Raw genomic sequence first — 25,744 nt, forward strand, 5'->3', positions numbered from 1 at the left:
TTGACGCACGATCTTTTCCGAAAACCAATTACACTTTTGGGGATCGTGCGCTAAGCCAATCGCCATGACTGACGCAAGCGAAAACGCGAGTGCGAGAGGTGGGGTTGCCGTGGTGATCGTCGCCGCTGGCCGCGGCGCTCGTGCAGGGCAGGCCAACGGACCCAAGCAGTACCAAACCATCGGCGGGCGCGCCGTCATTGCGCATACGCTGGAGATGTTTCTGGCGCATCCGCAAACCGGCCAGATCGTTGTCGCCATCCACGCCGACGACCACGACCTGTTCCGGCAAGCGGCCGGCATCCAGGCCCAGCGTGTCACTGCCGTCATTGGCGGGCCAACCAGGCAGGAATCCGTCCGGCTAGGGCTGCTGGCGCTGAAAGACCACGCGCCCGTCCATGTTCTGATTCACGATGCCGTCCGCCCGTTCGTCGACGCGGAGTTGATCGACCGCACCATCGCCGCCATCGGCGAGAACGAGGGGGCATTGCCGGCCCTGCCCGTCGCCGACACGTTGAAGCGCGAGTCAGCGTCGGGCGTTGTCGCGGAAACCGTTTCCCGTAGCGGGCTTCACGCCGCGCAAACACCGCAAGGTTTTCCCTACGGGCCGATCCTGGCGGCACACGACAAGGCTCATCAGCTGGGCAGGCTGGACTTCACGGACGACGCGGCCATCGCCGAATGGGCGCATATTCCAGTCAAGCTCGTTCCCGGCTCTCCGGACAATGTCAAACTCACCTGGGCACGGGACATCGCCATGGCGCACCAGCGGCTTTCCAGCGAACGAACACACTTCCCCGACATCCGCACCGGCAACGGTTACGACGTCCATGCTTTCGAGCCGGGAGACCACGTCACCCTGTGCGGTGTTGCCATTCCACATGACAAGAAACTGTCCGGCCATTCCGATGCCGATGTCGGCCTGCACGCTTTGACCGATGCGCTGCTGGCCACCTGCGGCGCGGGCGACATCGGCACGCATTTTCCGCCATCCGACCCGCAGTGGAAGGGTGCTGCGTCCCGGATATTCGTCGAACACGCGGCGAAAGTGGTACGCGAACGCGGCGGGCGCATCGCCAATGCCGACATCACGCTGATCTGCGAAGCGCCGCGCGTCGGGCCGCACCGCGAGGCGATGACATCGGCCCTGTCGCAGATGCTGGGCATTTCCGCCGACCGCATCTCGATCAAGGCGACAACCAACGAGAAGCTCGGCTTCATCGGCCGCGAGGAAGGCATTGCGGCGATCGCCACCGCCAGCGTGGTGTTTCCAGGCGAGGTGCCGGAATGAGCAACGCCGAGCTCGCAAACGCCCTGCTGCTTGCCTGCCAGCAACGCAGCATCATGCTGGCAACGGCGGAAAGCTGCACCGGCGGCCTGATCATCGCAGCACTCACCGACATCGCCGGCTCCTCCGCCGTGGTCGACCGCGGCTTCATCACCTATTCCAACGAAGCCAAGATGGAGATGCTCGGCGTTTCCGCCGAAACGCTCGACGCGCATGGAGCTGTGTCGCGCGAAACGGTGCTGGAGATGGCGGCCGGCGCGCTGACACATTCACGCGCAAGCCTTTCTCTTGCCGTTACCGGCATTGCCGGTCCAGGCGGAGGTTCGGCCGACAAGCCGGTCGGTCTCGTCTGGTTCGGCCTTGCCCTGGCTGGCCAGCCGGTTGTCGCCGAGCGCCAGCTGTTTGGCCACAAGGGCCGCGAATTCATCCGCCACGAGACAGTGAGGCACGCCCTGAAGCTGGGCCTGCAAGCGCTCAGCCGGAATTAGGCCTGCGGTGCCACACCATAGACGACGTCGGCGCGCTTTTCGAAAGCCTCGGCGAACATGCGAAAGCCACGGTCGAACATGGTGCCCATCAGCGCGCCCAGGATGCGGCTCTTGAACTCATAGTCGATGAAGAAGCGGACCGCGCAGCCGCCGCCATCAGGCTCGAAACGCCAGACATTGCTCAGATATTTGAACGGCCCGTCGATGTATTTGACCTCTATGGTGCTGTCGTCGGGCTTCAAAAGCACCTGCGTCGTAAAGGTTTCGCGGATCGCCTTGTAACCGACACTCATGTCGGCGAGGAGAACGGTGCGTCCGTCACGCTCCTTGCGTGAGCGCACCGTCAGCGCCTCGCAGAGCGGCAGGAATTGCGGATAGGCCTCGATATCGGCAACCAGTGCAAACATCTGCTGTGGCGTATGGGCAAGGCGGCGGGTGGCTTCGAATTTCGGCATGAACCGGCTCTAAAGCGCATCGCGTCGGAACGGATTCATGCGACGCGCTTTAGGGTCTTTGTTTCTATGCATGTCGTGCTCCCAAAACCGAGGTCACTTTTGGGCGACATGCATCAGAGCGTCTTTTGGAGCTGTGCTTCCCGCGCCGCGCGCAGCCGGGCGAAATCGTCGCCGGCATGGTGCGACGAGCGCGTCAGCGGGCTCGATGCCACCAGAAGAAAGCCCTTGGTCCGCCCGATCGTCTCGAAGGATTTGAACTCCTCCGGTGTGACGAAGCGGATCACCGGATGATGCTTCTTCGATGGCTGCAGATATTGACCGATGGTCATGAAGTCGACATTGGCCGAACGCAAATCGTCCATGAGCTGCAGGATTTCATTCCGCTCCTCGCCCAGGCCAACCATGATGCCGGACTTGGTGAAGATCGACGGATCGAGTTCCTTGACCCGCTGCAACAGCCGGATCGAATGGAAATAGCGGGCGCCTGGCCTTACTTTCAGATAATTCGACGGCACGGTTTCGAGATTGTGGTTGAAGACGTCGGGCCTTGCCGCCACCACGATCTCCAGCGCGCCGTCCTTGCGCAGGAAATCAGGCGTCAGGATTTCGATCGTGGTCAGGGGTGTCGCCGCCCTGATGGCGCGGATGACCTCGGCGAAATGCTCTGCGCCGCCATCGGCAAGATCATCGCGGTCGACCGAGGTGATGACGACATGGGTCAGGCCCATCTGCTTGACGGCATGCGCGACCCGCGCAGGTTCATCGGCATCGAGTGCGGTCGGAATGCCGGTAGCGACATTGCAGAAGGCGCAGGCGCGCGTGCAGATCTCGCCCATGATCATGAAGGTGGCGTGCTTCTTCTCCCAGCACTCGCCAATGTTGGGGCAGCCAGCCTCTTCACAGACCGTCACCAGCTTGTGCGACTTCACGATTTCGCGTGTCTCGGCATAACCCTTCGAGACCGGCGCCTTGACGCGGATCCAGTCAGGCTTGCGCAGCACTTCCTGGTCGCGCTTGTGCGCCTTCTCGGGGTGCCGCAGCCGCGGCGCGTTGGCGATCGTGTCGAGGACAGTGACCATCTCAAACCCTGGCTTTTCCTAACGACCGCCTGTCGGCTGCGATCGTCACGTTTACGTCATCTAGGACTTTTCGGCACAAAGAAAAAGGCTGCAGCCGCGCATGCCGCTACAACCGTTTTCGCATAGCCGGCAGCAATATCGACTAACGGCGCACCAGGCGACCGACAAAGATCAGCAGACAGGCCCCGATGAAGCCGGTGATCAGATAGGCGGTCCAGCCGACGCCGAACACGCCGATGTTGAGAGCCTGCAGGATGGCGTTCAACACCACCGCGCCAACGATGCCCATGATAATATTCATGAAAATGCCGGTGTTGCTCTTCATGACCATTTCGGCGAACCAGCCTGCCAAGCCGCCGATGATGATGGCTGCGATCCAGCCCACGCCGTTCAAGTGCATATGCCTTCTCCTTGCGCGCGTAACAATGCATCCGGAAACGACCACCGTTGCCGTCGAGTTCCCAGGGCTTTCGCGGCTGAGTCTCTTGCGGCGAATCTATCATGCGTTCAATGCGCGGCCATAGGCGTCGAGCACGCTTTCCTTCATCATCTCCGACAGCGTCGGATGCGGGAAGATGGTGTGCATCAGCTCTTCTTCTGTCGTCTCCAGGTTCATCGCGACGACAAAACCCTGGATCAATTCAGTCACCTCGGCGCCGACCATGTGGGCGCCGAGCAGCTGACCAGTCTTCTTGTCGAAGATGGTCTTGATGAAGCCCTGGTCCTCGCCAAGCGCAATCGCCTTGCCGTTGGCGGCGAACTGGAAGCGCCCGACACGGATATCCTTGCCTTCGGCCTTGGCCTTGGCTTCCGTCAGGCCGACAGAGGCAACCTGCGGGTTGCAATAGGTGCAGCCGGGGATCTTGAGCTTGTCCGTTGCGTGAACACCAGGAAAATTGGCGATCTTCTCGATGCACACCACGCCCTCGTGCTCGGCCTTGTGAGCAAGCATCGGTGGACCGGCGACATCGCCGATGGCGTAGATGCCTGGCACATTGGTCTTGCCGTAGCCGTCGATGACGACGCAACCACGCTCCGTCTTCACGCCAAGCGCCTCAAGCCCGAGATTCTCGATGTTGCCCTGGACACCGACGGCCGAGATCATGCGGTCGGCGGTGATCCTCTCGACCTTGCCGTCCTTCATCTCGACATGCGCAGTAACCGAGTTCGCACCCTTCTCGACCTTGGTCACCTTGGCTTCGAGAATGATCTTCATGCCTTGCTTCTCGAACTGCTTCTGCGCGAATTTCGAGACCTCGGCATCCTCAACCGGCATCACCGCCGGCAGCAATTCGACGACTGTCACGTCGGCGCCCATGGTGCGGTAGAAGGAAGCGAATTCGATGCCGATGGCGCCTGAGCCCATTACCAGCAATGACTTCGGCATCTCCTTCGGCACCATGGCCTCAAAATAGGTCCAGATCAGCTTGCCGTCCGGTTCGATGCCGGGCAACGCACGCGGCCGCGCACCGGTCGCCAGGATGATGTGCTTGGCGGTGTAGGTGCCCTCGCCCTTGACGCCCTTCGGCACCGGCGGCTGCGGCTCCATCGGCTTCTTGGCCGTCTTGGAGACGACGATCTCACCGGGCTTCGACAGCTTGGCTTCGCCCCAGATGACGTCGACCTTGTTCTTCTTCATCAGGAAGGCAACGCCGCCATTGAGCCTCAGCGACACTTTTCGCGAGCGGTCGACGACGGCGGCGGTATCGGCACTGATCTTGCCGCCGTCGAGCTTGAGCCCGTAATCCTTCAAATGATCCGAATAGTGCATGATCTCGGCCGAACGCAGCAGCGCCTTGGTCGGGATGCAGCCCCAGTTGAGGCAGATGCCGCCGAGATGCTCGCGCTCGACGATCGCCGTCTTGAAGCCGAGCTGGGCGGAACGCACCGCCGTGACATAGCCGCCGGGGCCGGAGCCGATGATGATGACGTCGTAGTTCTCAGCCACGGTTTTCTCCTTGATCACAATTCCAGCATGACGCGCACGGTCGATGTCAGCGCCTTGCCGATGTTTCGCGTGTTTTCGGCGTCGAGGTGGACGCCGTCGAGCGGTGTCGTGGTGGCGACGCTGCCGGCGTCGAAAAAGCCGCAGCCAGCCTCGTCGGCAAGCGCGGCGTATTGCGGCGCCAGCTGCTTCGAGGCATCGTCGCCGCCGGCGAACATTTCCTTGAAATCGGCATTCTCGGTGCGGGTAACAAGAGGCGGCGAAACAATCAGGATCTGTGGCGCCGGCCAGCCGAACGGATAATCATGGCCACGCACGATGTCGATCAACCTCGATATGCCTTGCTTGGCCGCGACCGGATTGCCGTGGATCCACGGTTTCATGTCGTTGGCACCAAGCATGATGACGATCAGATCGATCGGCGCGTGCGTCGTCAGCACCGTCGGCAGCAGCCTCGCGCCGTTGCGATCGGCTCCAGCCAGGTGATCGTCGAAGGCGGTGGTGCGACCATTGAGGCCGTCGGCGACGACCTGTACGCCTTCGCCCAGCCCAGCCTGCAGCACGCTTGACCAGCGATCCTCAAACGCGTGGCGACCACCCTCGGCGTTGTAGCCCCAGGTCAGCGAGTTGCCATAGCAAAGCACCGTCTTCATGCGTTCAGCCTGCCTTCATGTCGGCCGCGCCGCGTTTCACCCGCCAGCGTACGAACAGCCAGTGCACGATGATTGTCACCAAGCCCGGCAGACCAAGCCCGGCAACCATCGGCATGTCTTTCCTCACCACCGCGGCGCTGCTGTCGCTGTAGAGGATCAGCGCGACAAACAGGGCAAGCAACACCACAAAAACAATCAGCGTCCACTTGCCCGTTCGGGCCACGGCCGCGACCGGGTCGTTCATCAGCTGCGCCACGAAGAAGACGAAGGTGACGACAAACGTCACCAGCACCGAGAACATGAAGACGATGATGTATTCTTCTTGCGCATCCGTGATGACGGCCAGTTGCTGGGCGACCAGACCGCCGACGAATCCGGAGATGATGAAAGCGAAGAGGCTGGTGAAGAATTTCCGCACCGCCCTCTCCCTTCCTAAACCAGCATGCCCATCGGGTTTTCGATCAGCCGCTTGAAAGCGACCAGCAGTTCGGCACCGAGCGCTCCGTCAACGGCGCGATGATCGGTTGACAGCGTCACAGACATAACCGTGGCGATCTTGATCTCGCCGTTCTTGACCACCGCCCGCTCCTCACCGGCACCGACCGCCAGGATCGTCGCATGCGGCGGGTTGATGACGGCGGCAAAGTCCTTGATGCCGAACATGCCGAGGTTCGACACCGCCGTGGTGCCGCCCTGATACTCTTCCGGCTTCAGCTTGCGGCTGCGGGCACGACTGGCCAGATCCTTCATCTCGTTGGAAATGGTCGACAGCGTCTTTTCGTCCGCATGCCGAATGATCGGCGTGATCAGGCCGCCGGGGATCGACACGGCAACGCCGACATCAGCGTGCTTGTGCTTGACCATGGCGGTTTCGGTCCATGAGGCATTGGCATCCGGCACCGCCTTCAGCGCCATCGCCATCGCCTTGATCACCATGTCGTTGACCGACAGCTTGTAGGCCGGAGCGTCGCCTTTGTCGGTCTTCTTCATCGGCGCTGCCGCATTGATCTGCGTGCGCAGCGCCAGCAGCGCATCGAGCTCGCAGTCGAGCGTCAGGTAAAAATGCGGGATGGTGGTCTTGGCCTCGACCAGCCGCCGCGCGATGGTCTTGCGCATATTGTCATGCGGGACGAGGTCGTAGGAGCCCTGCTCGAACAGCTTCAGCACCTGATCGTCCGACATCGCCTTCACTGCCGGAGCAGCAGCAGCAGGCGCGCCAGCCGGAGCCTTGGCTGCGGGCGCCGCCTTGGCACCGACACCGGCAATCGCCGCATCGACATCGGCCTTGACCACGCGGCCATGCGGACCGGTGCCGGTTACGGCGGAGACATCGACGCCAGCGTCCTTGGCGATGCGGCGTGCGAGCGGCGAGGCGAAGGTGCGTTCGCCAGCCGCATGGCCGTTGGCTACTGGAGCCGCCTCAGCCTTGGGTGCAGGGGTGACAGGTTCAGACTTCGGTGCCTCGGCCTTTGGCGCATCGGCCTTGGCGGCATCCGTTTTCGCAGCCTCGGCTTTCGCCGGTGCGGCGTCGCCGCCGCTCTTCGCCGCAGCGCTTGCATCTTCGCCCTCGGCGGCGAGCACGGCGATCAGCGCATTGACCTTGACGCCTTCGGTGCCAGCGGGAACGACAAGCTTGGCAACAGTGCCCTCATCGACGGCCTCGACCTCCATCGTCGCCTTGTCGGTCTCGATCTCGGCGATGACATCGCCCGGCGAAACCTTGTCGCCCTCTTTCACGAGCCATTTGGAAAGATTGCCCTCTTCCATCGTGGGCGAGAGCGCCGGCATGGTGATGTTGATTGGCATTTCTTGTCCTCCCGCCCGGTTCAGCGATACGCGACGGCTTTGACCGCCTCGATGACCTCGCCGACATTCGGCAATGCCAGCTTTTCGAGGTTTGCCGCATAAGGCATCGGCACGTCCTTGCCGGCAATGGTGATGACCGGCGCGTCGAGGAAATCGAAGGCGCGCTGCGAGACCTGGTTGGCGATGTGGTCGCCGACCGAACTCTGCGGATAACCTTCCTCCACCACGACCAGGCGGTTGGTCTTCTTGACCGAGGCGATGATGGTGTCCAGGTCCAGCGGGCGGATCGTGCGCAGGTCGATGATCTCCGCGTCGATGCCCATGCCACGCAGTTCCGCTTCTGCCTTGACCGCGTATGTCATGCCGATCCCGAACGAGACGATGGTGACGTCCTTGCCCACCTTGTGGATGCGCGCCTTGCCGATGGGCAGCACGAAATCATCCAGCTTCGGCACGTCGAAGGACTGGCCGTAGAGGATTTCGTTCTCGAGGAAGATGACCGGGTTCGGATCGCGGATCGCCGCCTTGAGCAGGCCCTTGGCGTCGGCGGCCGTGTAAGGCATCACGACTTTCAGGCCCGGAATGTGGCTGTACCAGGCGGCATAACACTGCGAGTGCTGGGCGGCGACGCGAGCGGCAGCCCCGTTCGGTCCGCGGAACACGATCGGCGCGCCCATCTGGCCACCCGACATATAGAGCGTCTTGGCGGCCGAGTTGATGATCTGGTCGATCGCCTGCATGGCGAAGTTGAAAGTCATGAACTCGACGATCGGCTTCAGCCCGGCCATCGCAGCACCAACACCGACGCCGGCGAAGCCGTGCTCGGTGATCGGCGTGTCGACGACGCGCCGCGGTCCGAATTCCTGCAGCAGGCCTTGCGTGATCTTGTAGGCGCCCTGGTATTCGGCAACCTCCTCGCCCATGACGAAGACATCGCCGTCACGGCGCATCTCCTCGGCCATGGCATCGCGCAGCGCCTCGCGCACCGTGGTCGAGACCATCTCGGTGCCGGCCGGAATGTCCGGATCGGCGGCGATTTCGGTTTTCGGGGCGGCGGCAACAGGTGCCGGCTTGGCTGCCGGAGCGGCCTCGTCAGCGGCGGCCGGTGCTTCAGCCTTTGCCGGCGCCTCCGCCTTGGCAGGCGCCGCAGTCTTGCCAGCGTCGGCAGCGCTTTCGCCGTCCTGCAGCAAAATGGCGATCACCGCATTGACCTTGACGCCTTCGGTGCCAGCGGGAACCACGATCTTGCCAATCGTGCCTTCATCGACGGCTTCGACTTCCATCGTCGCCTTGTCGGTTTCTATCTCGGCGATGACGTCACCGGCGACGACCTTGTCGCCTTCGTTCTTCAACCACTTGGAAAGATTGCCCTCTTCCATGGTCGGCGAGAGAGCGGGCATGAGAATTTCGATCGGCATGTCCTGGCCCTCCCTTACAGTACGATATCGGTCCAGAGTTCGGACGGATCCGGCTCTGCATCGTTCTGGGCAAATTCGGCGGCGTCGGCGACGATGTCGCGAACCTCCTTGTCGATGGTCTTCAGCTCGTCTTCGGTCGCCCACTTCTTCTCAGTCAACCGCGCCTTGACCTGCTCGATCGGGTCATGGTCGGAGCGCATCTTCTGCACTTCTTCCTTGGAGCGGTATTTCGCCGGATCCGACATCGAGTGACCGCGATAGCGGTAAGTCTGCATTTCGAGAATGATCGGCCCGTTGCCCGCGCGGCACCATTCGGTCGCCTGATCGCCGGCGGATTTGACCGCGCGCACATCCATGCCGTCGACCTGGATGCCGGGAATTTTGAACGAGGCGCCGCGATGCGAAAAATTGGTCTCCGCCGACGAACGAGAGACAGAGGTGCCCATGGCGTAGCGGTTGTTCTCGATAATGTAGATCACCGGCAGCTTCCACAGCGAGGCCATGTTGAAGCTTTCATAGACCTGACCCTGGTTGGCCGCGCCGTCGCCGAAATAGGTCAGCGAGACGTTGTTGTTGTCGCGATAACGGTTGGCGAAGGCCAAGCCGGTGCCCAGCGACACCTGCGCGCCGACAATGCCGTGGCCGCCGTAGAAATGCTTCTCCTTGGAGAACATGTGCATTGAGCCGCCCTTGCCCCTGGACAGGCCACCGCGGCGCCCGGTCAGCTCGGCCATGACGCCGCGCGGCGAAAGCTCCATCGCCAGCATGTGGCCGTGGTCGCGATAAGCGGTGATCATCTGGTCGCCGTCGATCAGCGCCATCTTCATGCCGGTGACGACCGCTTCCTGGCCGATATAGAGATGGCAGAAGCCGCCAATGAAGCCCATGCCGTAGAGTTGGCCGGCCTTTTCCTCGAAGCGGCGGATGAGCAGCATGTGCCGATAGGCAGCGAGCTCTTCGTCCTTGGTGAATTCAGCGGGCTTGGGCGCGGAAAGCCCTGATTTGCCGTCGGATTTCGATTTGGCAGGCGCTTTTCTGGCTGCGGTGGCCATGCATCACTCCCTGTTGGCGTCTCTTTGCGGACATTAGGGCAGGATGAAATCTGCCCTGGGAAGATCAGCTCTCCCCACCGATTTATGCAAGGCTAACACGCGTCAGAGCGTTGCGCCATGACGAATTTGCATAGCTGGCATGCGCCTAAGCGATTAAAATCATTGAAAATATTAGTGATTAACTGAAATACAGTTATTTCGACGAAGCCGGCAACATGATGGTGATTTCATCAGCCTGGGACAGGTTAAGCGCCCTGCGCGCCTGCTCATCGAGCATGTCCTTCTCAAGCGTGCCGTCATGCATGAGCCGAACGCGCCGTTCGAGTTCTATCCGACGCGCCTTGACGGCATCGAGCTGAGCCTGCAGCGCAACCGTCTGCGCTTCCAGCTGATATTTCGAATTGATGCCGAATTCACCGTGATAGGCATGGAAGCCGAAATAGGCCAGGAACAGGACGCAAAGCGAGGGAATGATCAGCCGGCCGGTATTTCTCTGCTTGTGCTGACGCGTCCACATAACCGATTCCCCATGGCCGCAAACTCAAACGACCCGGACCCTTTTTCGCCTGATTGTGCTTAACGGACAGTTACGGAGACCGGCCCGGCGACAGCGAAATGAAAAAGGGCGGGAATACTCCCGCCCTTTGCACAATATCCAGGATTGGCTTTTCGGATCAACCCTTGATCACCGACTTGCCGGCGTAGCGCGCCTGCTTGCCAAGCTCTTCCTCGATGCGGATCAGCTGGTTGTACTTGGCCATGCGGTCGGAGCGTGACAACGAACCGGTCTTGATCTGCCCGCAATTGGTGGCGACGGCGAGATCGGCGATGGTCGAATCCTCGGTTTCACCCGAACGGTGCGACATGACAGCGGTGTAAGCAGCCTTGTGCGCGGTCTCGACGGCGTCGAGCGTTTCCGTCAGCGAGCCGATCTGGTTGACCTTGACCAGAATCGAATTGGCAACGCCCATGCGGATACCGTCGCGCAGCCGTGCCGTGTTGGTGACGAACAGATCGTCGCCGACCAGCTGGGTCTTCTTGCCGATCAGGTCGGTCAGGTATTTCCAGCCTTCCCAGTCGTCCTCGGCCAGGCCGTCCTCGATCGAAATGATCGGGTAGTCGGCGGCGAGTTTGGCCAGGTATTTGGCCTGCGCCTTGGGATCACGCGTCTTCTTCTCGCCTTCATAGACGTAGTTGCCGTCCTTGAAGAACTCGGTCGCGGCGCAATCAAGGCCGAGCGCGATCTCTTCGCCCGGCTTGAAACCGGCCTTCTCGATTGATTCCATGATGAAATCGAGCGCGACCGGAGCGCTCTTCAGGTTCGGGGCAAAGCCGCCTTCGTCGCCGACATTGGTGTTGTGGCCGGCATCCTTCAGCTTCTTGCGCAGCGTGTGGAAAATCTCCGACCCCCAGCGTACGGCTTCGCGCAGCGTCGGTGCGCCGACCGGCAGGATCATGAATTCCTGGAAGTCGATCGGGTTGTCGGCATGGGCGCCGCCATTGATGATGTTCATCATCGGCACCGGCAGGATATGCGCCTTGGTGCCACCGACATAGCGATAGAGCGGCAGGCCTGCGGCGTCGGCCGCGGCCTTGGCCACCGCCAGGGAAACGCCGAGAATGGCATTGGCGCCGAGCCGGCTCTTGTTGGGCGTGCCATCGAGTTCGATCATGGTCTGATCGATGTGGATCTGGTTTTCGGCTTCCATGCCGCCGATCGCCTCGAACAGCTCGCCATTGACCGCCTCGACGGCCTTGAGCACGCCCTTGCCGAGATAGCGGGCGCCGCCGTCGCGAAGCTCGACCGCCTCGTGGGCGCCGGTCGAGGCGCCTGACGGCACCGCCGCGCGGCCCATCGAACCGTCTTCGAGCACGACATCGACCTCGACGGTCGGGTTTCCACGGCTGTCCAGGATTTCACGTCCGACAATGTCGATGATGGCGGTCATTGCGATGTCCCCGATTGATCTGACGAAAGGTCGCGCCCGTCTTAGCCAAAGCGACGCAAAAGGCAATCCGGCCCTCGCCGAATAGTGCCGCCCGCCCAATTCACGAAGCGCAAATTTCTGTCATCATAAGTCATGCCATCAGATGCGCATTTCGAGGTATGGTTTTTATGCGCGGGGCGAAACAGGAGGAGTTTCGCCATGACTAAGCTAGCATGTCCGAGTTGAGCGGTATCGTGAGTTTGTTCCTGATCGCGGCGGCGTTCCTGACGTCGTGCGACAGCCAGCAATCGCCACCCAAGGCATTCGCGCCATTGCCGGCCCTGCACGTCAGCGAATAGCGCTGACTTGAATCAAAAGGGCCTCGTCGAAACGAGGCCCTTTTTAATTCACATCGCGTCAATGCCAGTAGGGCGTGACCTTGTAGTAGTCATAGGACGCATCGCGCGCTGTCTCGCCATCGGCGCCGGCAAGTTCGTTGATCGAATAAGCGGGCGCCGCCTTCAGCTGATCCTTGGAGAAGGGCACGATGTAGCCGCCCTTGTCCTCGTCATAGTCGAGACTTGCCCAAGGAATGGCATGGTACTTCTCGCCAATGCCGAGGAAGCCGCCGAAACCGATCACCGCAAACATGATGCCGTTCGACGTCTTGTCGAGCATGATGTCCTCGATGCCGCCGATCTTGTCGCCTTCGGTATTGTAGACGGATGTACCGATGACGCGTGAAGCGGCGATGGCTTCGGTGTGGCCTGTCTGGGTTGTCATGATCATGCTCCTCGTTGTCGTTGAACTATGCTTTGACAATGAGGGGCGCGGGCGAAAGTTCCCGACTTTTTCGGCGGCGGCCAATCACTCCGCGAGGATGAAAGTCACCTTCATGTTGACGCGATAGGCAGCGATCTTGCCATCCTCGACGACGATCTTCTGGTCCTGGATCCAGGCGCCTTCGACGTTCTTAAGGGTTTTCGATGCGCGTGCGACTCCCTTTTCGATGGCATCCTGAAAGCTCTTCTTCGACGACGAGGTGATTTCGGTGACGCGGGCGACAGACATGGCTTCCTCCTGCCAAAACGCTCATTTGCCGGCCAACCGTACAACCGGCTGTTGCCGACCACAAGCGCCGGGCGCCTGGCTCAGCGACCCTTCGCAATCCGGTCGAATGCCATCAGCTTTTCAAGAAGCGCTGGCATATCCTTCAACGGCAGCATGTTGGGACCATCGGAGGACGTCGAATTGTCAGGATCCTGGTGGGTCTCGATGAACACGCCGGCAACACCGACGGCAACTGCCGCGCGAGCCAGGGTTTCGACAAAGCGGCGCTCGCCACCGGAGGAGCCGCCCTGCCCGCCCGGCTGCTGCACCGAATGCGTGGCATCGAAGATCACCGGCGCGCCGATTTCCGCCATGATCGGCAGCGCGCGCATGTCAGACACCAGCGTATTGTAGCCGAATGACGCGCCGCGCTCGGTGGTCAGGACGTTGGGGTTGCCGGAGCCGGTGATCTTGGCGACCACGTTCTTCATGTCCCAGGGGGCGAGGAACTGCCCCTTCTTCACATTGATGACCTTGCCTGTCCTGGCAGCGGCGACCAGCATGTCGGTCTGGCGCGACAGGAAAGCTGGAATCTGCAGCACATCGACATGCGGCGCGACGATCGCGCACTGCTCCTCGGTGTGGACATCGGTCAAAATGGGAAGCGAAAATTCCTTGCGCAGTTCGTCGAAGACCGGAAGTGCAGCGTCCATGCCTGCGCCGCGCGTCGCCGACAGCGAGGTGCGATTGGCCTTGTCGTAGCTGGTCTTGTAGACGAGGCCGATGCCGAGCTTGCCTGTCATTTCCTTCAGCGCGCCGGCCATGTCGAAGGCATGCTGACGCGATTCGAACTGGCACGGGCCGGCGATCAGCGCCAAAGCCGCGCTGTTGTCGAAAACGACGTTGCCGACCGTTACCGTCGAATTGGGCGCCATCGAATTGGACGCTTGGGACTTGCTCATGGAATCTCCCGGAAGATGAAAGCCGCGCCCTGTCCGGATGCCGGCTGCACGACAATGTCATTGCCCGCTATATCGTGCTGAATGGAATTGGCTGCAAGCAGCCGCGATGTGACATCGATGCTTGGGACAGCAAAGACGATCGCGGCGAAGCGAAGTTTTGTCGAGGATCCGGCCGGAATGCCAAAGCGAGCGGTGAAAGATTTGCCGTCAAGCACGCTCAAGGTTGCATTCGGCAGGCGGAACACCTCGCCGTCGACAGCGGGATCGTTCACCGCCACGGAGATCAACCTGATCTGCTCGGCGGGCTGGTCGCTGATCGCCACCACCTCGAGGATCCCGCTGGCGCCATTGGCGTGAGCCTGCAAGGCTGTACGGTCCACCTTTGGCGCGTTGATCCGCTGGCAGGCAAACAGGAACGCGTCGGTTGCCTCGCTGGCCGACGCGAAGGCCAGTTTGAATGACGCGACCTCGCTTTTGCCTGATATATCGGTGAAAGCGCGCGAAAAGCTCAGCGTGTCTCCTGCCGACAGGCCGGCTTCGACATAGCGCGCATGGTCGGCATCGGCATGGTCGGTTCCCAGAACCACCGCGGAAAATCCCTCGTCGCCGCGGCTTTCGCGATAGGCGCGGTCGCGCGCGACGAAGACGTTGCCATCAGCAATGGCTTTCATCGCAGCCTGCTCATCGCCGATGGCAAGCGGTTCCAGATAGGTGCCGTCGGCGAGGAAAACGCAGCAGTTTTCCGTTCCAAACGGATGGATGCCGGTCGGGGCGACGACGAAGCCAAGTGAACTGAGCCGCGCTCGCGCCACATCGAGGTTCTGCGTCGGCAGCACCAGATGATCGAGCGGGTGAATACCGGCTGCTGTTGTTTGGGTCATGGAGGCGCGATGTGCATCATTCCGTAAATCGGTTCAAGACTTGATAGCGATACCGCAGTCAGCCACGTGCCAACAGCCATCAGAAAAGGCCCCAATTTCTTCTTCTGCCACCAGGGGAATTGACGTAAGGATATCCCCCGCATGGGGGATGTTGCGAATTCCGTCTTGGACAATTGTCACGACGTCGCGATTCGACGTCGAATGGCGCCCATTGCCTTGCTTGCACGGCTGGAACCACGAATGGCGGGCAACTGCATGCTCAGGATCTTGCGGATCACGCCGCATTTCTACCGGCCCGGCAATTGGCCGGTTGCGTTCGATCCGGTCGGCGGATTGCAGAACCAGACATGGACGATCGCGCAAGGCATGGACAAGGCCGGCACGGCTCAGACTGTTCTGACCAGCTACATCCCTGGCAGCCCAAGGCACGTGCAACTGTCCGCGACGATGCAGGTAAAATGTACAGGCTTCTGGCTGCCCGAATTCCTGGCCGGCCCGATGCTGTGCTTCAGCTGGTTTATGGGCGCGATACCGGAGCTTCTACGCGCCCGTCGCCGCTACGATGTCGTTCATATCCATTTCAACCATTCGATCTGGTGCAGGATCATCGCCATCATTGTCGGCAGGCTGAAGATACCGCTTGTCGTTTCGATGAACACGCCTTTGTGGTCCGGATTTCAGAGCGCGCTTCGGCTCAGGGGCAAGCCATACGATGTCACCCGCTGGATCGAGCGGGCGGCCTTGAAATCGGCGGACCGGATCGTTGCGCTGACCGACACATATGGCCGGAGCGCGGCGGGCGAATTGGGGCTCGATGCCTCGCGCGTCGACGTGATCCCCGATGCTGTCGACGTCGAGGCTTTCCGCCAACCAGCGGCCGCGGAGGCGCTTCAAGCCTTTCGCGACGAGCATGGCATCGCGGACGGGCGCCCGATCGTCAGCTTTATCGGCCGTGTCAGTGCCGAAAAGGGCTGGCAGGATTTACCGGCACTTGTCGAGCGACTGTCCGAAGAAGGCATATTCCTGCTCGTCTGCGGAGATGGTCCCGACCGTCGCAAACTCGAGACCGCTCTCGCCGCGATCTCGCGACCAGGCTGGTGGACCATCACCGGGTTTGTCTCGCCGGCCGAGGTCAAGAAAGGGCTTGAGATTTCCGACGTGATGATCCTGCCCTCACGCCGCGAAGTGTTCGGCAGCGTCCTGCTCGAAGCGATGGCGGCAGACGTGCCTGTTGTCGCCTATGCCGTCGGTGGGGTGGTTGACGTGGCCGGTCGGCCCGAAGCATTGGCGCTGGTGCCGGAAGGACGGAGAGAAGAACTCGCCGAGCGAACGCTGCAGCTGCTTGCCAACGGCGACGCAAGGGATGTGTTGGTGGCGCGAGGGCGTCGGCGCGCGCAGGATTTTTCGCTGGATTCGGCAGTCGCGCTCAACCTTGCCCTTTATGCTTCGGTTCTTGCAGGCTCGAAGAACGGATCGCGACCCACGATGGGAATTCTGGCGCTGCAGGAGGACGGCGGCTCGCCGGATGGTGCTTGATCAATCTCGTCACCACGCGCAGCCACTCCTATACCGTTCGCCATCTGGTCCGCCAGTTGGGCAACGCACGCCATTGGAGCTACGAGCGCCTGTTCCGACAGAAAGAACTGCGTTCCGGCACATGGATCTTCACCGATCACGAGCGGCTTTCGAACTTCGAGATCGCACTGGCTGCCAGGGTCGCCAACCGGCTTGAGAGCGGAGGTGCGCGCGTTCTCAACCATCCCGCCCATGTGCTGAGCCGCCACGACCTGTTGAAAGCCCTGAATGTGGCCGGCATCAACCGCTTCTCGGCCTGGCGTTGTGAATGCCAGCCACGCCCGAACAGCTTTCCCGTGTTCATCCGCAATGAGTTTGATCACCTTTCGGCCGACCTCGAATTGATCGCTGACCAGCCGGCGCTTGATGCGACATTGAGCCGGATGAGAGCGAACGGGATACCGCTGGTCGGCAAGATGGTGATCGAATATGCCGGACAGGAAGTGAGCCCCGGCGTCTGGCAGCGCTTTGCCACCTATCGCGTCGGCCATCGGCTGATCGCCCATCACCATGCCGTCGACTTCCGCTGGGTGGCCAAGGATGTCCAGGATACCAAACGTCTCCTCGCCCATCCGATGTTCGAGACATTCCTCGAAAACGAGCGCCAGTTCGTCGAAGGCAATTTGTATGAAGAAGTGCTGCGCAGGGCATTCGACCTTGCCGGCATCGACTATGGACGCGCCGACTTCTCGCTGGTCGACGGACGTCCGCAGATCTTTGAGATCAACACCAATCCGGCGCACGGTTCCCACAGCACGATCTATCGGGAAACGCCTCCTCAGCGCGTTGAGACCCAGAGACTTTCGGAAGACAGGCTGTACGCCGCCTTGCGCGCCGTGGACTTGCCGGTTGGCCCCCGCATCAGCCTCGACGATCCTGCGCTTGTCCCGCAACAGGCGTTCAGAAGACTTTTCACGGGGCTGAAGCGTGCTTGACCTTGCCACGCCAGAACATCGAAGTCCCGATCGGCCGATCCTCCTCGGCGCGAGCGATCGCTTCGATTTCGATTCGAACGAGTACCGGCGGCTGTACTCAGGTGCGTCTGCATCAGCTTTCCAGCACCCGGACTGGCTCGCGGCTTTCTACCGCAATATCGCTCCGGCGCATGACGCCGAACCGCTGGTGGTCACCGGCCGGGATCGCGACGGCGAACTCCAGCTGCTCGTCCCGCTCGTCCGGCGCAAAAGCGGCGATGCGGCCCCTTCGATCGAATATGCCTTTCTCGGTGTCACCGACTATGTGTGTCCTGTCATCGCCAAGGGCATCACCGTTGGCGCAAAGACCGCGCAGCTCTTTCGTGAAGTGCTTGGTGCCCATGCAGGCTTGAGAATCGGCCCTGTCCATCATAGCCATCTGCATCTGTGGCGCCTGCTGCTTGGGGTCGAGCCGTCCACCCTCGACTTCGGTGCGCATGCGGTGCGCTTTGGTTTTCCTTACGCCCAGTGGCGCAGGATCAATCTCGGTTCCCGTCGCAGGGCTGGCCTCGACCGCAAGGCGCGCAGGCTTGCCGAAGCTGGCGGGCTGAAGCTGGAACTGGTCGAGCCAGACGGCGCGCGTCAAGCCCTGGTTGCGACGAGCGACTTCCGCGCCGGACGCTTTCCCGACGATCCGCTGCAGACAGTGCACGGTCTCGAATTCTACATCGATCTCGCCACCAACGGCGCGCGCTCCGGCCTTGCACGAACCTATCGCCTCGGCGCCAAGCATGATCCGATCGCCTTTGTCTTCGGCTTGGTCGATGGTGACTGCTTTCGCTACATCCTGCTGGGCTGCAACTATACGTCCCACGCCCATCATTCTCCCGGTCGCGTGGTGCTGGACCTGGTCATGGCGGCATGGGCCGCCGAGGGCGGCAAGGCCTTCGATTTCACCATAGGCGACGAACCCTTCAAGGCCGACTTCGGCTGCACCCGCACCACCATGCACGAGTTTCGGCTATGACGGTCGTTCCGACATCCTTTCCCAAGGAAATCGCGAGCGCCGTCACGCCCCGCCTTGCTGTCGTGATCCCCGCCAGAAACCGGCGCAAAAGCCTGCCGCGCACGCTGGCGTCCGTACTTGGCAGCCTCCGAACAGACATCGAGGTCGCGGTTATCGACGACGGATCGACTGATGGGACCGAGAACTACCTGGCATCGCTCGAAGATCCGAGACTGAAATGGCGCCGCTTTCCAGCGCCGGTCGGCGCCAACAGGGCTCGCAACGAGGGCGCCGCCCTGTCCAGCGCACCGCTCATCGCCTTTCTCGATTCGGACGACGCCTTTCGCCCCGGGCGGTTGGATCGGCTGATCGCCTTCTTCGACGAGAACCCTGACATCGCCTGCAGCATAGACGGCTTCAGCGATATTTCGAACAGCGGCGAACGGGTGCACCGACTGCCGCGTATTACGCCCGATAGCGAAAGACTGCGGCAACTCCTGCTCTGCCACTGCATCCCGCTGACCAATTCGACCGTCACGGTTCGCCGCGCGGCCTTCACCGCGGTCGGCGGCTATGATCCGGACCTGTGGCGCCATCAGGATAGAGAATTGCTGCTGCGCCTGGCGCGACAACATCGCATCGCCTTCGGCGCGGCCACCGACGTTCTCAAATATCGGTCCGGGAACTCGATTTCACGAAACCATGCCGGTTATATCAGGGGACTGGATGATTTCGTCGCCCGCTGTCCCGACTATCGATCGCAGGGCTATGAATTGATCGTCAGCTATCTGACGGTGCGCGGTCCGCTGAAGGCGATGGCGCAAGGTCATTTCGGTGATGCACTGGCTGAAGTGAAGGCCTGGCGCAAGGCCAGCCATCTGCCAAGCGGCTTCCACGTGCTGCCCGGCTATTTTATGGGACGTCGACAACGGCGCCTGCTGGAGCAAGCGCTGGGTCAGCAAACGCGGGTGCTGGATCAGTTGCCGCCGGCGCTGGATCCGCTGCCTGCCACGACATCGGCGGAATAACGCAGTTCGCGCAATGGTTTGACCTTGGCCGTGGTCTGCGCATAGAGCGGATGCGCCTTGTAAGCGGCCAGTGCTGCGTCATCGGCGAATTCGGCATAGACGACGACGTCGACTTCATCGGACAGCGGATCGACCTTCGTGTTCAACGTGACCTCGAAGAGGTTGGAATGAGGAATGTTGCCGAGCGCTAACAGCCCGGTGTGCACTGCCTCCACATCCTCCTTGCGCTTCGCGCTGAAGAAAACGATATGCCGGATCAATCCCGCCTCCTGATCTGAATGCCGGGGTCTTTTGTGACGATGGGCTCTTCGCGTCAACCTTCCATGGGGCCACGCGTCTTTGCGACGCGCCCTGGACAGCAGGGACCTCGTCTCGCGGCTACAACATCCTGGATGAGGCGCCTGGCCGCTACCTTTGAAGCGTATCTCTAGGCTTTGCCGGTGACGTAGCGCACGACATGGGAGAGTTCCCTGACAGACATGTCGAGATACCGGCCCTGATTGTAGAGGCCGTCCCAGATCAGGAAGAACGCGATGGCGGCAATGACGATTACATAACGCATGGCTAACGCTATCGCACATGCGTTGCGACGGCCATAGGCGTTTTTAATATGCCGGCATCCACTGGGCTCACCTTCAAACGCGCCGAAACATCAGGACTTTTGAGGATGTCTCGGTCATGCCGGCGCCATGGCAACAGCAAGCCGATACAAAGCGACCAGCCGCCAAACGCCACGTGGCACAGCCCAGCTGTCGGCTTGCCTCTTGAAGTTCCCCATAACGATGTGGAAGATTGTCGTGGGGATTCACCGGCAAACGCTGAAACTCTGGTTAGTGGGCTAGCGTTTTTGGAGTTTGCCCGTTGCCGCTGCTGCCGAATACCGTGGATAGGCAACGACGTTCGAACCCGGCGTATGAACTGTGAGACGCACGGTTGGCAATTGCGCCGGCAGCGCGAAAATTCAAGGGCGTGACATGGCTCACAACGAACTTTTTGGCACGACGCCGGGCGAAGCGGTCAGGCTCGACGAGTTCAATTTCGCTGAGATCGTCAAGGGCCTGCCGGCCAAGGCGCGCATGGTGCTGTCGATGGCGATGAACCTGCCGCGCGGTTCACTCAAGGTTAGGATGCCGGACGGCCGCGCCGTCCTTGTCGGCGGCAAGGCACCAGGTCCCGATGCCGAGTTGGTGCTCAAGAACTGGCGCCTGCCCGGCCGTGCCTTTTCCGGCGGCACGATCGGCGTCGCCGAATCCTACATGGACGGCGATTGGGAGAGCCCCGATGTCACCAGTTTCCTTGAACTCTTCGTCGTCAACTCCGCCTTTGGCGAGAAGATCGCCGGCGGAGCGAGCTGGCTGATCAACACGGTCCAGCGCATACGCCACTGGTTCAACGAGAACACGCGGTCGGGTTCGAAACGCAATATCTCGGCGCATTACGATCTCGGCAATGCCTTCTACAAGGAATGGCTCGACCCGAGCATGACCTATTCCTCGGCGCTCTACGCGAACGGCGCCAACGACCTCGAAAGCGCCCAGGCCGCCAAATACCGGGCACTGGCCCGGGATACAGGGATCAGCAGGAAGGACCATGTGCTGGAGATCGGCTGTGGCTGGGGTGGCTTTGCTGAATTCGCGGCGCGCGAAATCGGCTGCCGCGTTACCGGGCTGACGATCAGCCGCGAACAGCACGACTTCGCCAAGGCGCGCATCGCCAAGGCCGGGCTTGCCGACAAGGTCGACATCAAGCTGCAGGATTATCGGGACGAAACGGGGACTTACGATCGCATCGCCTCGATCGAGATGTTCGAGGCCGTGGGCGAGAAATACTGGCCTGTGTTCTTCTCGAAGATGAAAGCCTGCCTGAAGCCCGGCGGTACCGCGGGCCTGCAGATCATCACCATCAACGAAGCCGCCTACGACACCTATCGCGCCAGGCCGGATTTCATCCAGCGCTACGTGTTTCCTGGCGGCATGCTGCCGACACCGTCGATCCTGAAGGCGCTCGGGAGGGATCATGGCCTCGCGCATCTGCGTGAGCGCGTTTTTCCCGACGACTATGCGCGCACGCTCGCCGAATGGCGCAATCGCTTCTGGGCGTCGTGGGAGAAGATAGTGCCGCTCGGCTTCGACGATCGCTTCAAGAAGCTCTGGGAATTCTACCTGCACTATTGCGAGGCCGGATTCCGCGCCAGCTATATCGACGTGCGCCAGGTGGTCTACAAGGCGTAAGCCGGCACACTCATCGATTGCGTCGCCAGTGGCCAGCTTTTCGGGGGATGCGCCGGGGAGTGGCATTGCATGGCGAGCGTCCTGCTTGCCGCCATATCCGCTGCCGACGCACGGCGCATAGCGCCACCCACTGTCATGAACGATCCGCTGGGCCACAGCATCAGCCCGACAATGACGCCTGGTGCCAGTGATCTCATCGACAACACACCGACCTCGACCATCCACGAGGTTCATGCTCCAGCCGGGATGGCGCCACTGACCGTGCCCAGCGACCCGACTGGCATGTCGCTTGAGCCAACGCAGCCAGTCAGCCCGCAAGCTCCCGCGACAGCCTTGCCGCTAACGCCTGCGACCAACTGAGCCATCAAAACAAACAGACAGAGCGGCTCGGCGTTGCGGTGAACCGTCCTGGACGGCCGTATCAGAGCAGGATGCGATATCTGGCGAAACCCGCTTCGCCCTCGCCCGCCGATTCGATCTTCAGCGACTTCACCTGGGCAATAAAATCCTTTGCCTTGACGCCTGTCTCGAACACGACGCTGGTTCCTGGCAGCGGCGCGAACGACCAGTTGTCGTCGGCCGACGGATTGATGGTGCCCTGGCTTACGATATAGCGAACGATAACGTCGCGGTTGGTGTCCGGCGCCTCATAGATGATCTTCGAGGCATTGATGTCGGGGAAATTGCCGCCACCACCGGCCCTGTAATTGTTGGTCGCAACGACGAATTTCTGATTTGGATCAATCGGCTTGCCATCGAACATCAGGTCGACGATGCGGTTGGCACCGGCATTCGCCACGCCGCCCTTGGCATCGTATTTCGGCGGCTGCGACAGGTCTATCTTGTAAGTGACGCCATCAATGACGTCGAAATTGTAGGATGGGAAATCGGTGTTGATGAGCACCTGGTCGGCCTTCCCTGCCTCGATCCTGTTGAAGATGCCTGCCGACATTTCCAGCCATTCCTTCACCTGCGCACCGTTGATTTCGACGGCCCGCACGGTGTTGGGGTAGAGATAGAGGTCGGCGACGTTCTTGATGGCGATGTCGCCGGCCGGCATGTCGGTATAGTAGTCGGCGCCGTTGCGCCCGCCGGCTTTGAAGGGAGCGGCGGCCGACAACAGCGGGACATCCTTCCACTGCGTGCTCTTGAGAATGTCCTTCAAGTACCAGGTCTGTGCCTGGTTGACGACTTGCACCGACGGATCGTCGGCAACCAGCGAGAAATAGGAGTAGAGCGGCGCGGAGGTCTTGCCGACAGGACGGCGCACATAGGCCAAGGTCGCCTGGTGGTCCTGTTCGAGCGCTGCGATGATGCGCTTGTCGTCGGGAACAGTCGGCTTGTTCTTGTTGTCGACGCGCTCGAAGATCGGCCGCGCCTCGGACGTGGCGGAAACGACCCTCCATTTCGATCCGTCGCGCTCCAGCATCAGGTCGATCAGCCCCATATGCGAGCCCCAGAAACCACCCATGACGGCGGGCTTGCCCTGCAAGGTGCCTTTTTGCGTGTCGACGCCCTCGAGCGACTGGAAATCCTTCTTGCCTGGGAAGACAAGATGCTGGTGGCCGGTGAACACGGCATCGATGCCATCGACGCCGGCAACGAAGAACGACGCGTTCTCCATCATGTCGCCCTGCTTCACATCGATGCCGGAATGGGAGAGCGCAATGATGATGTCAGCCCCCTCCTCCTTCATCTGCGGCACCCATGCCCTGGCCGCCTCGACAATGTCGCGCGTCTTGACGTTGCCTTCGAGATTCTTGAGATCCCAGACCATGATCTGCGGCGGTACGAAGCCGATTATGCCGATCCTGATCGGCTGCTCGGAGCCCGAACCATCCTTGATCTTCTTGTCGAGGATCACATAGGGCTTGAGATAGAGCTTGTCGTCGCGTGGGTTGGCGGCAAGCGCGGTGCCGCGGATCAGATTGGCGCAGACGAACGGGAAATTGGCGCCGGCCAGCGCCTTGTCCAGGAAGGACAGGCCGTAGTTGAACTCGTGGTTGCCGAGCGTCGAGCACTCGTAGCCGAGCAGGTTCATGCCCTTCATGATCGGATGGAGATCGCCGTCCTTCAGGCCCTTTTCGTAGGCGATGTAGTCGCCCATCGGGTTACCCTGCAGCAGGTCGCCATTGTCGATCAGCATCGAATTGGCGGCTTCCTTGCGCACTGCATCGATCAGTGATGCCGTGCGCGACAGGCCCATCGTGTCGTTGGCTTTGTCGGCGTAATAATCATAAGGCAGCACATTCACATGGATATCCGTGGTCTCCATGATGCGAAGATGCGCCTGGTTGGCCTGCGCGCGGGCAGAGAAGGGATGAAGCACGATCAGCGCCCCTGTGGCAGCGACGCCAGCGAGGAAATTGCGGCGAGAGACGGGATGGAGCAGTTGTGACATGTTTTCTCCTCTTCGACGACGTGACGCCCTGCCCCCGAAGCAAACTTGGCGCCGAAATCGGCTCAAGTCCACTCAACAGGTCGCGTGCGTGCGGACATCAGTCCATCAGCCAGAGATGACGTGCGGATGAATGGGACAGTGAAGAAGTCAGGTCTTGTCGTCGTCGCCCTGGGTGATCAGCCGGGCGCTGCGCTGGCCCGTAACGTAGATCCATAGCCAGCTCAGGGAAACCGCAAGCCGGTTGCGGAAGCCGATCAGAAAATAGATGTGCGCAATTCCCCACAGCCACCAGGCGAGCCAGCCGGTGAGCTTGATCCAGCCGAAATCGATCGCGGCGGCGCGTTTGCCGATCGTCGCCAGATCGCCGGCGTGTTTGTAGCGAAATGGCCGCGCGGCATTGTCACCGCCGAGCCTGGCCTTGATGGTGGCTGCAACATGTCGGCCCTCCTGCTTGGCGGAAGGCGCTACACCGGGTACCGGCCGTCCATCCGGCCGCAGCACGAGGGCGGCGTCGCCGATGACGAAAATCTCCGGACTGCCGGGCACGCTGAGGCCAGGCTCGACGAGCACCCTGCCCGCGCGGTCCGCCTTCGCCCCCAGCCATTCGGCGGCGGGCGAAGCGGCAACGCCGGCTGCCCACAGGATCGTTCGGGCCGCCAATTGCTTGTCGCCGAAGACGACGCCCTCGGCATCGCAGCGCGTGACAGCCCGCCCGAGCTCGACCGTCACGCCGAGGCGTTCGAGCGCCTTGCTTGCATAGTCGGAGCGTTTTGGCGCGAAATTGGCAAGGATGCGGTCGCCGGCCTCGATCAGCACCACGCGCGTTTGCCGCGTATCGATGTTGCGGAACTCGCCGCGCAGCGTCTCATGCGCCAGCTCGGCGATGGTGCCGGCCAGTTCCACGCCGGTCGGCCCACCGCCGACGATCGCAATGGTCAGCAGCGCCTGGCGTTTGGCGGGATCGGTTTCCCGCTCGGCCTGCTCGAAGGCCAGCAGAATGCGCCGCCGAATGGTGGTGGCGTCCTCCAGCGTCTTCAGGCCCGGCGCGAAAGGCTCCCATTCGTCGTGGCCGAAATAGGCGTGGCGCGCGCCGGTGGCGAGCACCAGCGTGTCGTAAGCGACGGCGCTGCCATCATCGAGCAGCACGCGTTTACCGGCACGGTCGACGCCGGTGACGTTGGCCAGCAGTGTCGTCACGTCCTTGCGCTTGCGCAGGAGATGGCGGATTGGCCAGGCAACCTCGGAGGTTGCCAGCGCGGTCGTCGCTACCTGGTAAAGCAGCGGCTGGAAGAGATGATGGTTGCGCTTGTCGATCATGGTGATGCGCACCGGAGTGCCTGACAGCGCGCGGGTGCATTCGAGACCGCCGAAACCCGCGCCGACAACGACGACATGATGGCTGGCTTCACTCATCTCATTCACCCCGGTTTGTCTGCCAGTTATGTAGTGGTTTTTGTGCATTGCAACAACGTCGTGGCGTGCAAGGCTGCCCTGCACCAAGGGCTGCCCAGAGCTCGCCTTCCCATGTCGTGAATGCACGTGTCCGCGGGCTCATAGGGGGTATAGCCTCCCCGAAACGAGATCACG

28 protein-coding genes are annotated in these 25,744 nt (G+C 61.5%); 9 read left to right on the top strand and 19 right to left on the bottom strand.

The features are described from left to right. Window positions 1-64 precede the first annotated feature (64 nt). Window positions 65-1,288, top strand: a complete 1,224-nt coding sequence (locus ACZYHG_RS23445; RefSeq protein WP_464610589.1) for a bifunctional 2-C-methyl-D-erythritol 4-phosphate cytidylyltransferase/2-C-methyl-D-erythritol 2,4-cyclodiphosphate synthase — start codon at window positions 65-67, stop codon at window positions 1,286-1,288. After that, window positions 1,285-1,773 carry a CinA family protein gene (locus ACZYHG_RS23450; protein WP_464610590.1) on the top strand — a complete coding sequence of 163 codons (489 nt, stop codon included), beginning with the start codon at window positions 1,285-1,287 and terminating at the stop codon, window positions 1,771-1,773. The genes ACZYHG_RS23445 and ACZYHG_RS23450 overlap by 4 nt, the downstream gene beginning before the upstream one ends. Here ACZYHG_RS23450 and ACZYHG_RS23455 read toward each other — a convergent pair. The 11 genes from ACZYHG_RS23455 to eno form a co-directional block, all read right to left on the bottom strand. Then, window positions 1,770-2,228, bottom strand: coding sequence for a type II toxin-antitoxin system RatA family toxin (locus ACZYHG_RS23455; protein ID WP_464610591.1), 459 nt, complete (start codon window positions 2,226-2,228; stop codon window positions 1,770-1,772). The genes ACZYHG_RS23450 and ACZYHG_RS23455 overlap by 4 nt on opposite strands. A gap of 113 nt (window positions 2,229-2,341) precedes the next feature. Continuing rightward, window positions 2,342-3,307: a lipoyl synthase gene (gene lipA / locus ACZYHG_RS23460; RefSeq protein WP_464610592.1), complete on the bottom strand. Its 966-nt coding sequence runs from the start codon at window positions 3,305-3,307 to the stop codon at window positions 2,342-2,344. A gap of 142 nt (window positions 3,308-3,449) precedes the next feature. Continuing rightward, on the bottom strand, window positions 3,450-3,707 hold the full coding sequence (locus tag ACZYHG_RS23465) for a GlsB/YeaQ/YmgE family stress response membrane protein (protein ID WP_027028909.1): 258 nt from the start codon (window positions 3,705-3,707) through the stop codon (window positions 3,450-3,452). 99 nt (window positions 3,708-3,806) lie between these two features. Next, window positions 3,807-5,255, bottom strand: coding sequence for a dihydrolipoyl dehydrogenase (gene lpdA / locus ACZYHG_RS23470; protein WP_464610593.1), 1,449 nt, complete (start codon window positions 5,253-5,255; stop codon window positions 3,807-3,809). 14 nt (window positions 5,256-5,269) lie between these two features. Beyond that, window positions 5,270-5,905: an SGNH/GDSL hydrolase family protein gene (locus tag ACZYHG_RS23475; RefSeq protein WP_464610594.1), complete on the bottom strand. Its 636-nt coding sequence runs from the start codon at window positions 5,903-5,905 to the stop codon at window positions 5,270-5,272. Between the two features lie 4 nt (window positions 5,906-5,909). Beyond that, the gene (locus tag ACZYHG_RS23480) at window positions 5,910-6,323 is read right to left on the bottom strand and encodes a hypothetical protein (protein WP_464610595.1); all 414 of its coding nucleotides are present in this window, start codon (window positions 6,321-6,323) and stop codon (window positions 5,910-5,912) included. Between the two features lie 14 nt (window positions 6,324-6,337). Then, a complete protein-coding gene (locus ACZYHG_RS23485) occupies window positions 6,338-7,711 on the bottom strand; it encodes a pyruvate dehydrogenase complex dihydrolipoamide acetyltransferase (protein WP_464610596.1) in 1,374 nt (457 codons plus the stop codon). Window positions 7,712-7,731: 20 nt separating this feature from the next. Next, window positions 7,732-9,129 (bottom strand): pyruvate dehydrogenase complex E1 component subunit beta, encoded by a 1,398-nt coding sequence (locus ACZYHG_RS23490; RefSeq protein ID WP_464610597.1) that lies wholly within the window; start codon window positions 9,127-9,129, stop codon window positions 7,732-7,734. 14 nt (window positions 9,130-9,143) lie between these two features. Further along, window positions 9,144-10,181, bottom strand: coding sequence for a pyruvate dehydrogenase (acetyl-transferring) E1 component subunit alpha (gene pdhA, locus ACZYHG_RS23495; RefSeq protein ID WP_464610598.1), 1,038 nt, complete (start codon window positions 10,179-10,181; stop codon window positions 9,144-9,146). Between the two features lie 193 nt (window positions 10,182-10,374). Further along, window positions 10,375-10,698: an FtsB family cell division protein gene (locus ACZYHG_RS23500; protein ID WP_027028902.1), complete on the bottom strand. Its 324-nt coding sequence runs from the start codon at window positions 10,696-10,698 to the stop codon at window positions 10,375-10,377. 157 nt (window positions 10,699-10,855) lie between these two features. Continuing rightward, window positions 10,856-12,130 (bottom strand): phosphopyruvate hydratase, encoded by a 1,275-nt coding sequence (gene eno, locus ACZYHG_RS23505; RefSeq protein ID WP_027028901.1) that lies wholly within the window; start codon window positions 12,128-12,130, stop codon window positions 10,856-10,858. A 212-nt stretch (window positions 12,131-12,342) separates the two neighbouring features. On the opposite strand from eno, the gene ACZYHG_RS23510 reads away from it, so the two are divergent. After that, window positions 12,343-12,468 carry a hypothetical protein gene (locus ACZYHG_RS23510; RefSeq protein WP_464610599.1) on the top strand — a complete coding sequence of 42 codons (126 nt, stop codon included), beginning with the start codon at window positions 12,343-12,345 and terminating at the stop codon, window positions 12,466-12,468. 58 nt (window positions 12,469-12,526) lie between these two features. Here ACZYHG_RS23510 and ACZYHG_RS23515 read toward each other — a convergent pair whose 3' ends face one another. The 4 genes from ACZYHG_RS23515 to ACZYHG_RS23530 all read right to left on the bottom strand — a co-directional run bounded on the left by ACZYHG_RS23515 (window position 12,527) and on the right by ACZYHG_RS23530 (window position 15,002). Then, window positions 12,527-12,892 (bottom strand): PRC-barrel domain-containing protein, encoded by a 366-nt coding sequence (locus tag ACZYHG_RS23515; protein ID WP_027028900.1) that lies wholly within the window; start codon window positions 12,890-12,892, stop codon window positions 12,527-12,529. An 84-nt stretch (window positions 12,893-12,976) separates the two neighbouring features. After that, the gene (locus ACZYHG_RS23520) at window positions 12,977-13,180 is read right to left on the bottom strand and encodes a dodecin family protein (RefSeq protein ID WP_027028899.1); all 204 of its coding nucleotides are present in this window, start codon (window positions 13,178-13,180) and stop codon (window positions 12,977-12,979) included. A gap of 80 nt (window positions 13,181-13,260) precedes the next feature. Further along, a complete protein-coding gene (gene kdsA / locus ACZYHG_RS23525; protein WP_464610600.1) occupies window positions 13,261-14,121 on the bottom strand; it encodes a 3-deoxy-8-phosphooctulonate synthase in 861 nt (286 codons plus the stop codon). Continuing rightward, window positions 14,118-15,002, bottom strand: a complete 885-nt coding sequence (locus tag ACZYHG_RS23530; RefSeq protein WP_464610601.1) for a VOC family protein — start codon at window positions 15,000-15,002, stop codon at window positions 14,118-14,120. The genes kdsA and ACZYHG_RS23530 overlap by 4 nt, the downstream gene beginning before the upstream one ends. Before the next feature lie 240 nt (window positions 15,003-15,242). Between ACZYHG_RS23530 and ACZYHG_RS23535 the strand changes: the two genes are divergently transcribed. Genes ACZYHG_RS23535 through ACZYHG_RS23550 form a run of 4 tightly spaced genes read left to right on the top strand, consistent with a single transcriptional unit; the run spans window position 15,243 to window position 19,525 of the window. Further along, window positions 15,243-16,538, top strand: a complete 1,296-nt coding sequence (locus ACZYHG_RS23535; RefSeq protein ID WP_464610602.1) for a glycosyltransferase — start codon at window positions 15,243-15,245, stop codon at window positions 16,536-16,538. Continuing rightward, window positions 16,535-17,512: a hypothetical protein gene (locus tag ACZYHG_RS23540; protein WP_464610603.1), complete on the top strand. Its 978-nt coding sequence runs from the start codon at window positions 16,535-16,537 to the stop codon at window positions 17,510-17,512. Before ACZYHG_RS23535 ends, ACZYHG_RS23540 begins: the two co-directional genes overlap by 4 nt. Continuing rightward, window positions 17,505-18,518 carry a GNAT family N-acetyltransferase gene (locus ACZYHG_RS23545; protein WP_464610604.1) on the top strand — a complete coding sequence of 338 codons (1,014 nt, stop codon included), beginning with the start codon at window positions 17,505-17,507 and terminating at the stop codon, window positions 18,516-18,518. Before ACZYHG_RS23540 ends, ACZYHG_RS23545 begins: the two co-directional genes overlap by 8 nt. Beyond that, window positions 18,515-19,525, top strand: a complete 1,011-nt coding sequence (locus tag ACZYHG_RS23550; protein WP_464610605.1) for a glycosyltransferase family 2 protein — start codon at window positions 18,515-18,517, stop codon at window positions 19,523-19,525. The genes ACZYHG_RS23545 and ACZYHG_RS23550 overlap by 4 nt, the downstream gene beginning before the upstream one ends. Here ACZYHG_RS23550 and ACZYHG_RS23555 read toward each other — a convergent pair. Both ACZYHG_RS23555 and ACZYHG_RS23560 read right to left on the bottom strand, forming a co-directional pair. Beyond that, on the bottom strand, window positions 19,474-19,785 hold the full coding sequence (locus tag ACZYHG_RS23555; RefSeq protein WP_464610606.1) for a Dabb family protein: 312 nt from the start codon (window positions 19,783-19,785) through the stop codon (window positions 19,474-19,476). The genes ACZYHG_RS23550 and ACZYHG_RS23555 overlap by 52 nt on opposite strands. A 167-nt stretch (window positions 19,786-19,952) precedes the next feature. Further along, window positions 19,953-20,087 (bottom strand): hypothetical protein, encoded by a 135-nt coding sequence (locus ACZYHG_RS23560; RefSeq protein ID WP_275451202.1) that lies wholly within the window; start codon window positions 20,085-20,087, stop codon window positions 19,953-19,955. 412 nt (window positions 20,088-20,499) lie between these two features. Here ACZYHG_RS23560 and ACZYHG_RS23565 point away from each other — a divergent pair, with 412 nt between their 5' ends. Together ACZYHG_RS23565 and ACZYHG_RS23570 are read left to right on the top strand one after the other, a co-directional pair. Next, entirely contained in the window at window positions 20,500-21,756 is a 1,257-nt protein-coding gene (locus ACZYHG_RS23565) for a class I SAM-dependent methyltransferase (protein WP_464610607.1), read from the top strand. 69 nt (window positions 21,757-21,825) lie between these two features. Then, window positions 21,826-22,116, top strand: a complete 291-nt coding sequence (locus ACZYHG_RS23570) for a hypothetical protein (protein ID WP_464610608.1) — start codon at window positions 21,826-21,828, stop codon at window positions 22,114-22,116. 61 nt (window positions 22,117-22,177) lie between these two features. On the opposite strand, the gene ACZYHG_RS23575 is transcribed toward ACZYHG_RS23570, so the two are convergent. Then, window positions 22,178-24,157 (bottom strand): bifunctional 2',3'-cyclic-nucleotide 2'-phosphodiesterase/3'-nucleotidase, encoded by a 1,980-nt coding sequence (locus tag ACZYHG_RS23575; RefSeq protein ID WP_464610609.1) that lies wholly within the window; start codon window positions 24,155-24,157, stop codon window positions 22,178-22,180. Between the two features lie 147 nt (window positions 24,158-24,304). Beyond that, window positions 24,305-25,570: an NAD(P)/FAD-dependent oxidoreductase gene (locus ACZYHG_RS23580; RefSeq protein ID WP_464610610.1), complete on the bottom strand. Its 1,266-nt coding sequence runs from the start codon at window positions 25,568-25,570 to the stop codon at window positions 24,305-24,307. Window positions 25,571-25,744 lie beyond the last annotated feature (174 nt).

This window comes from Mesorhizobium subarcticum, from assembly GCF_055456085.1.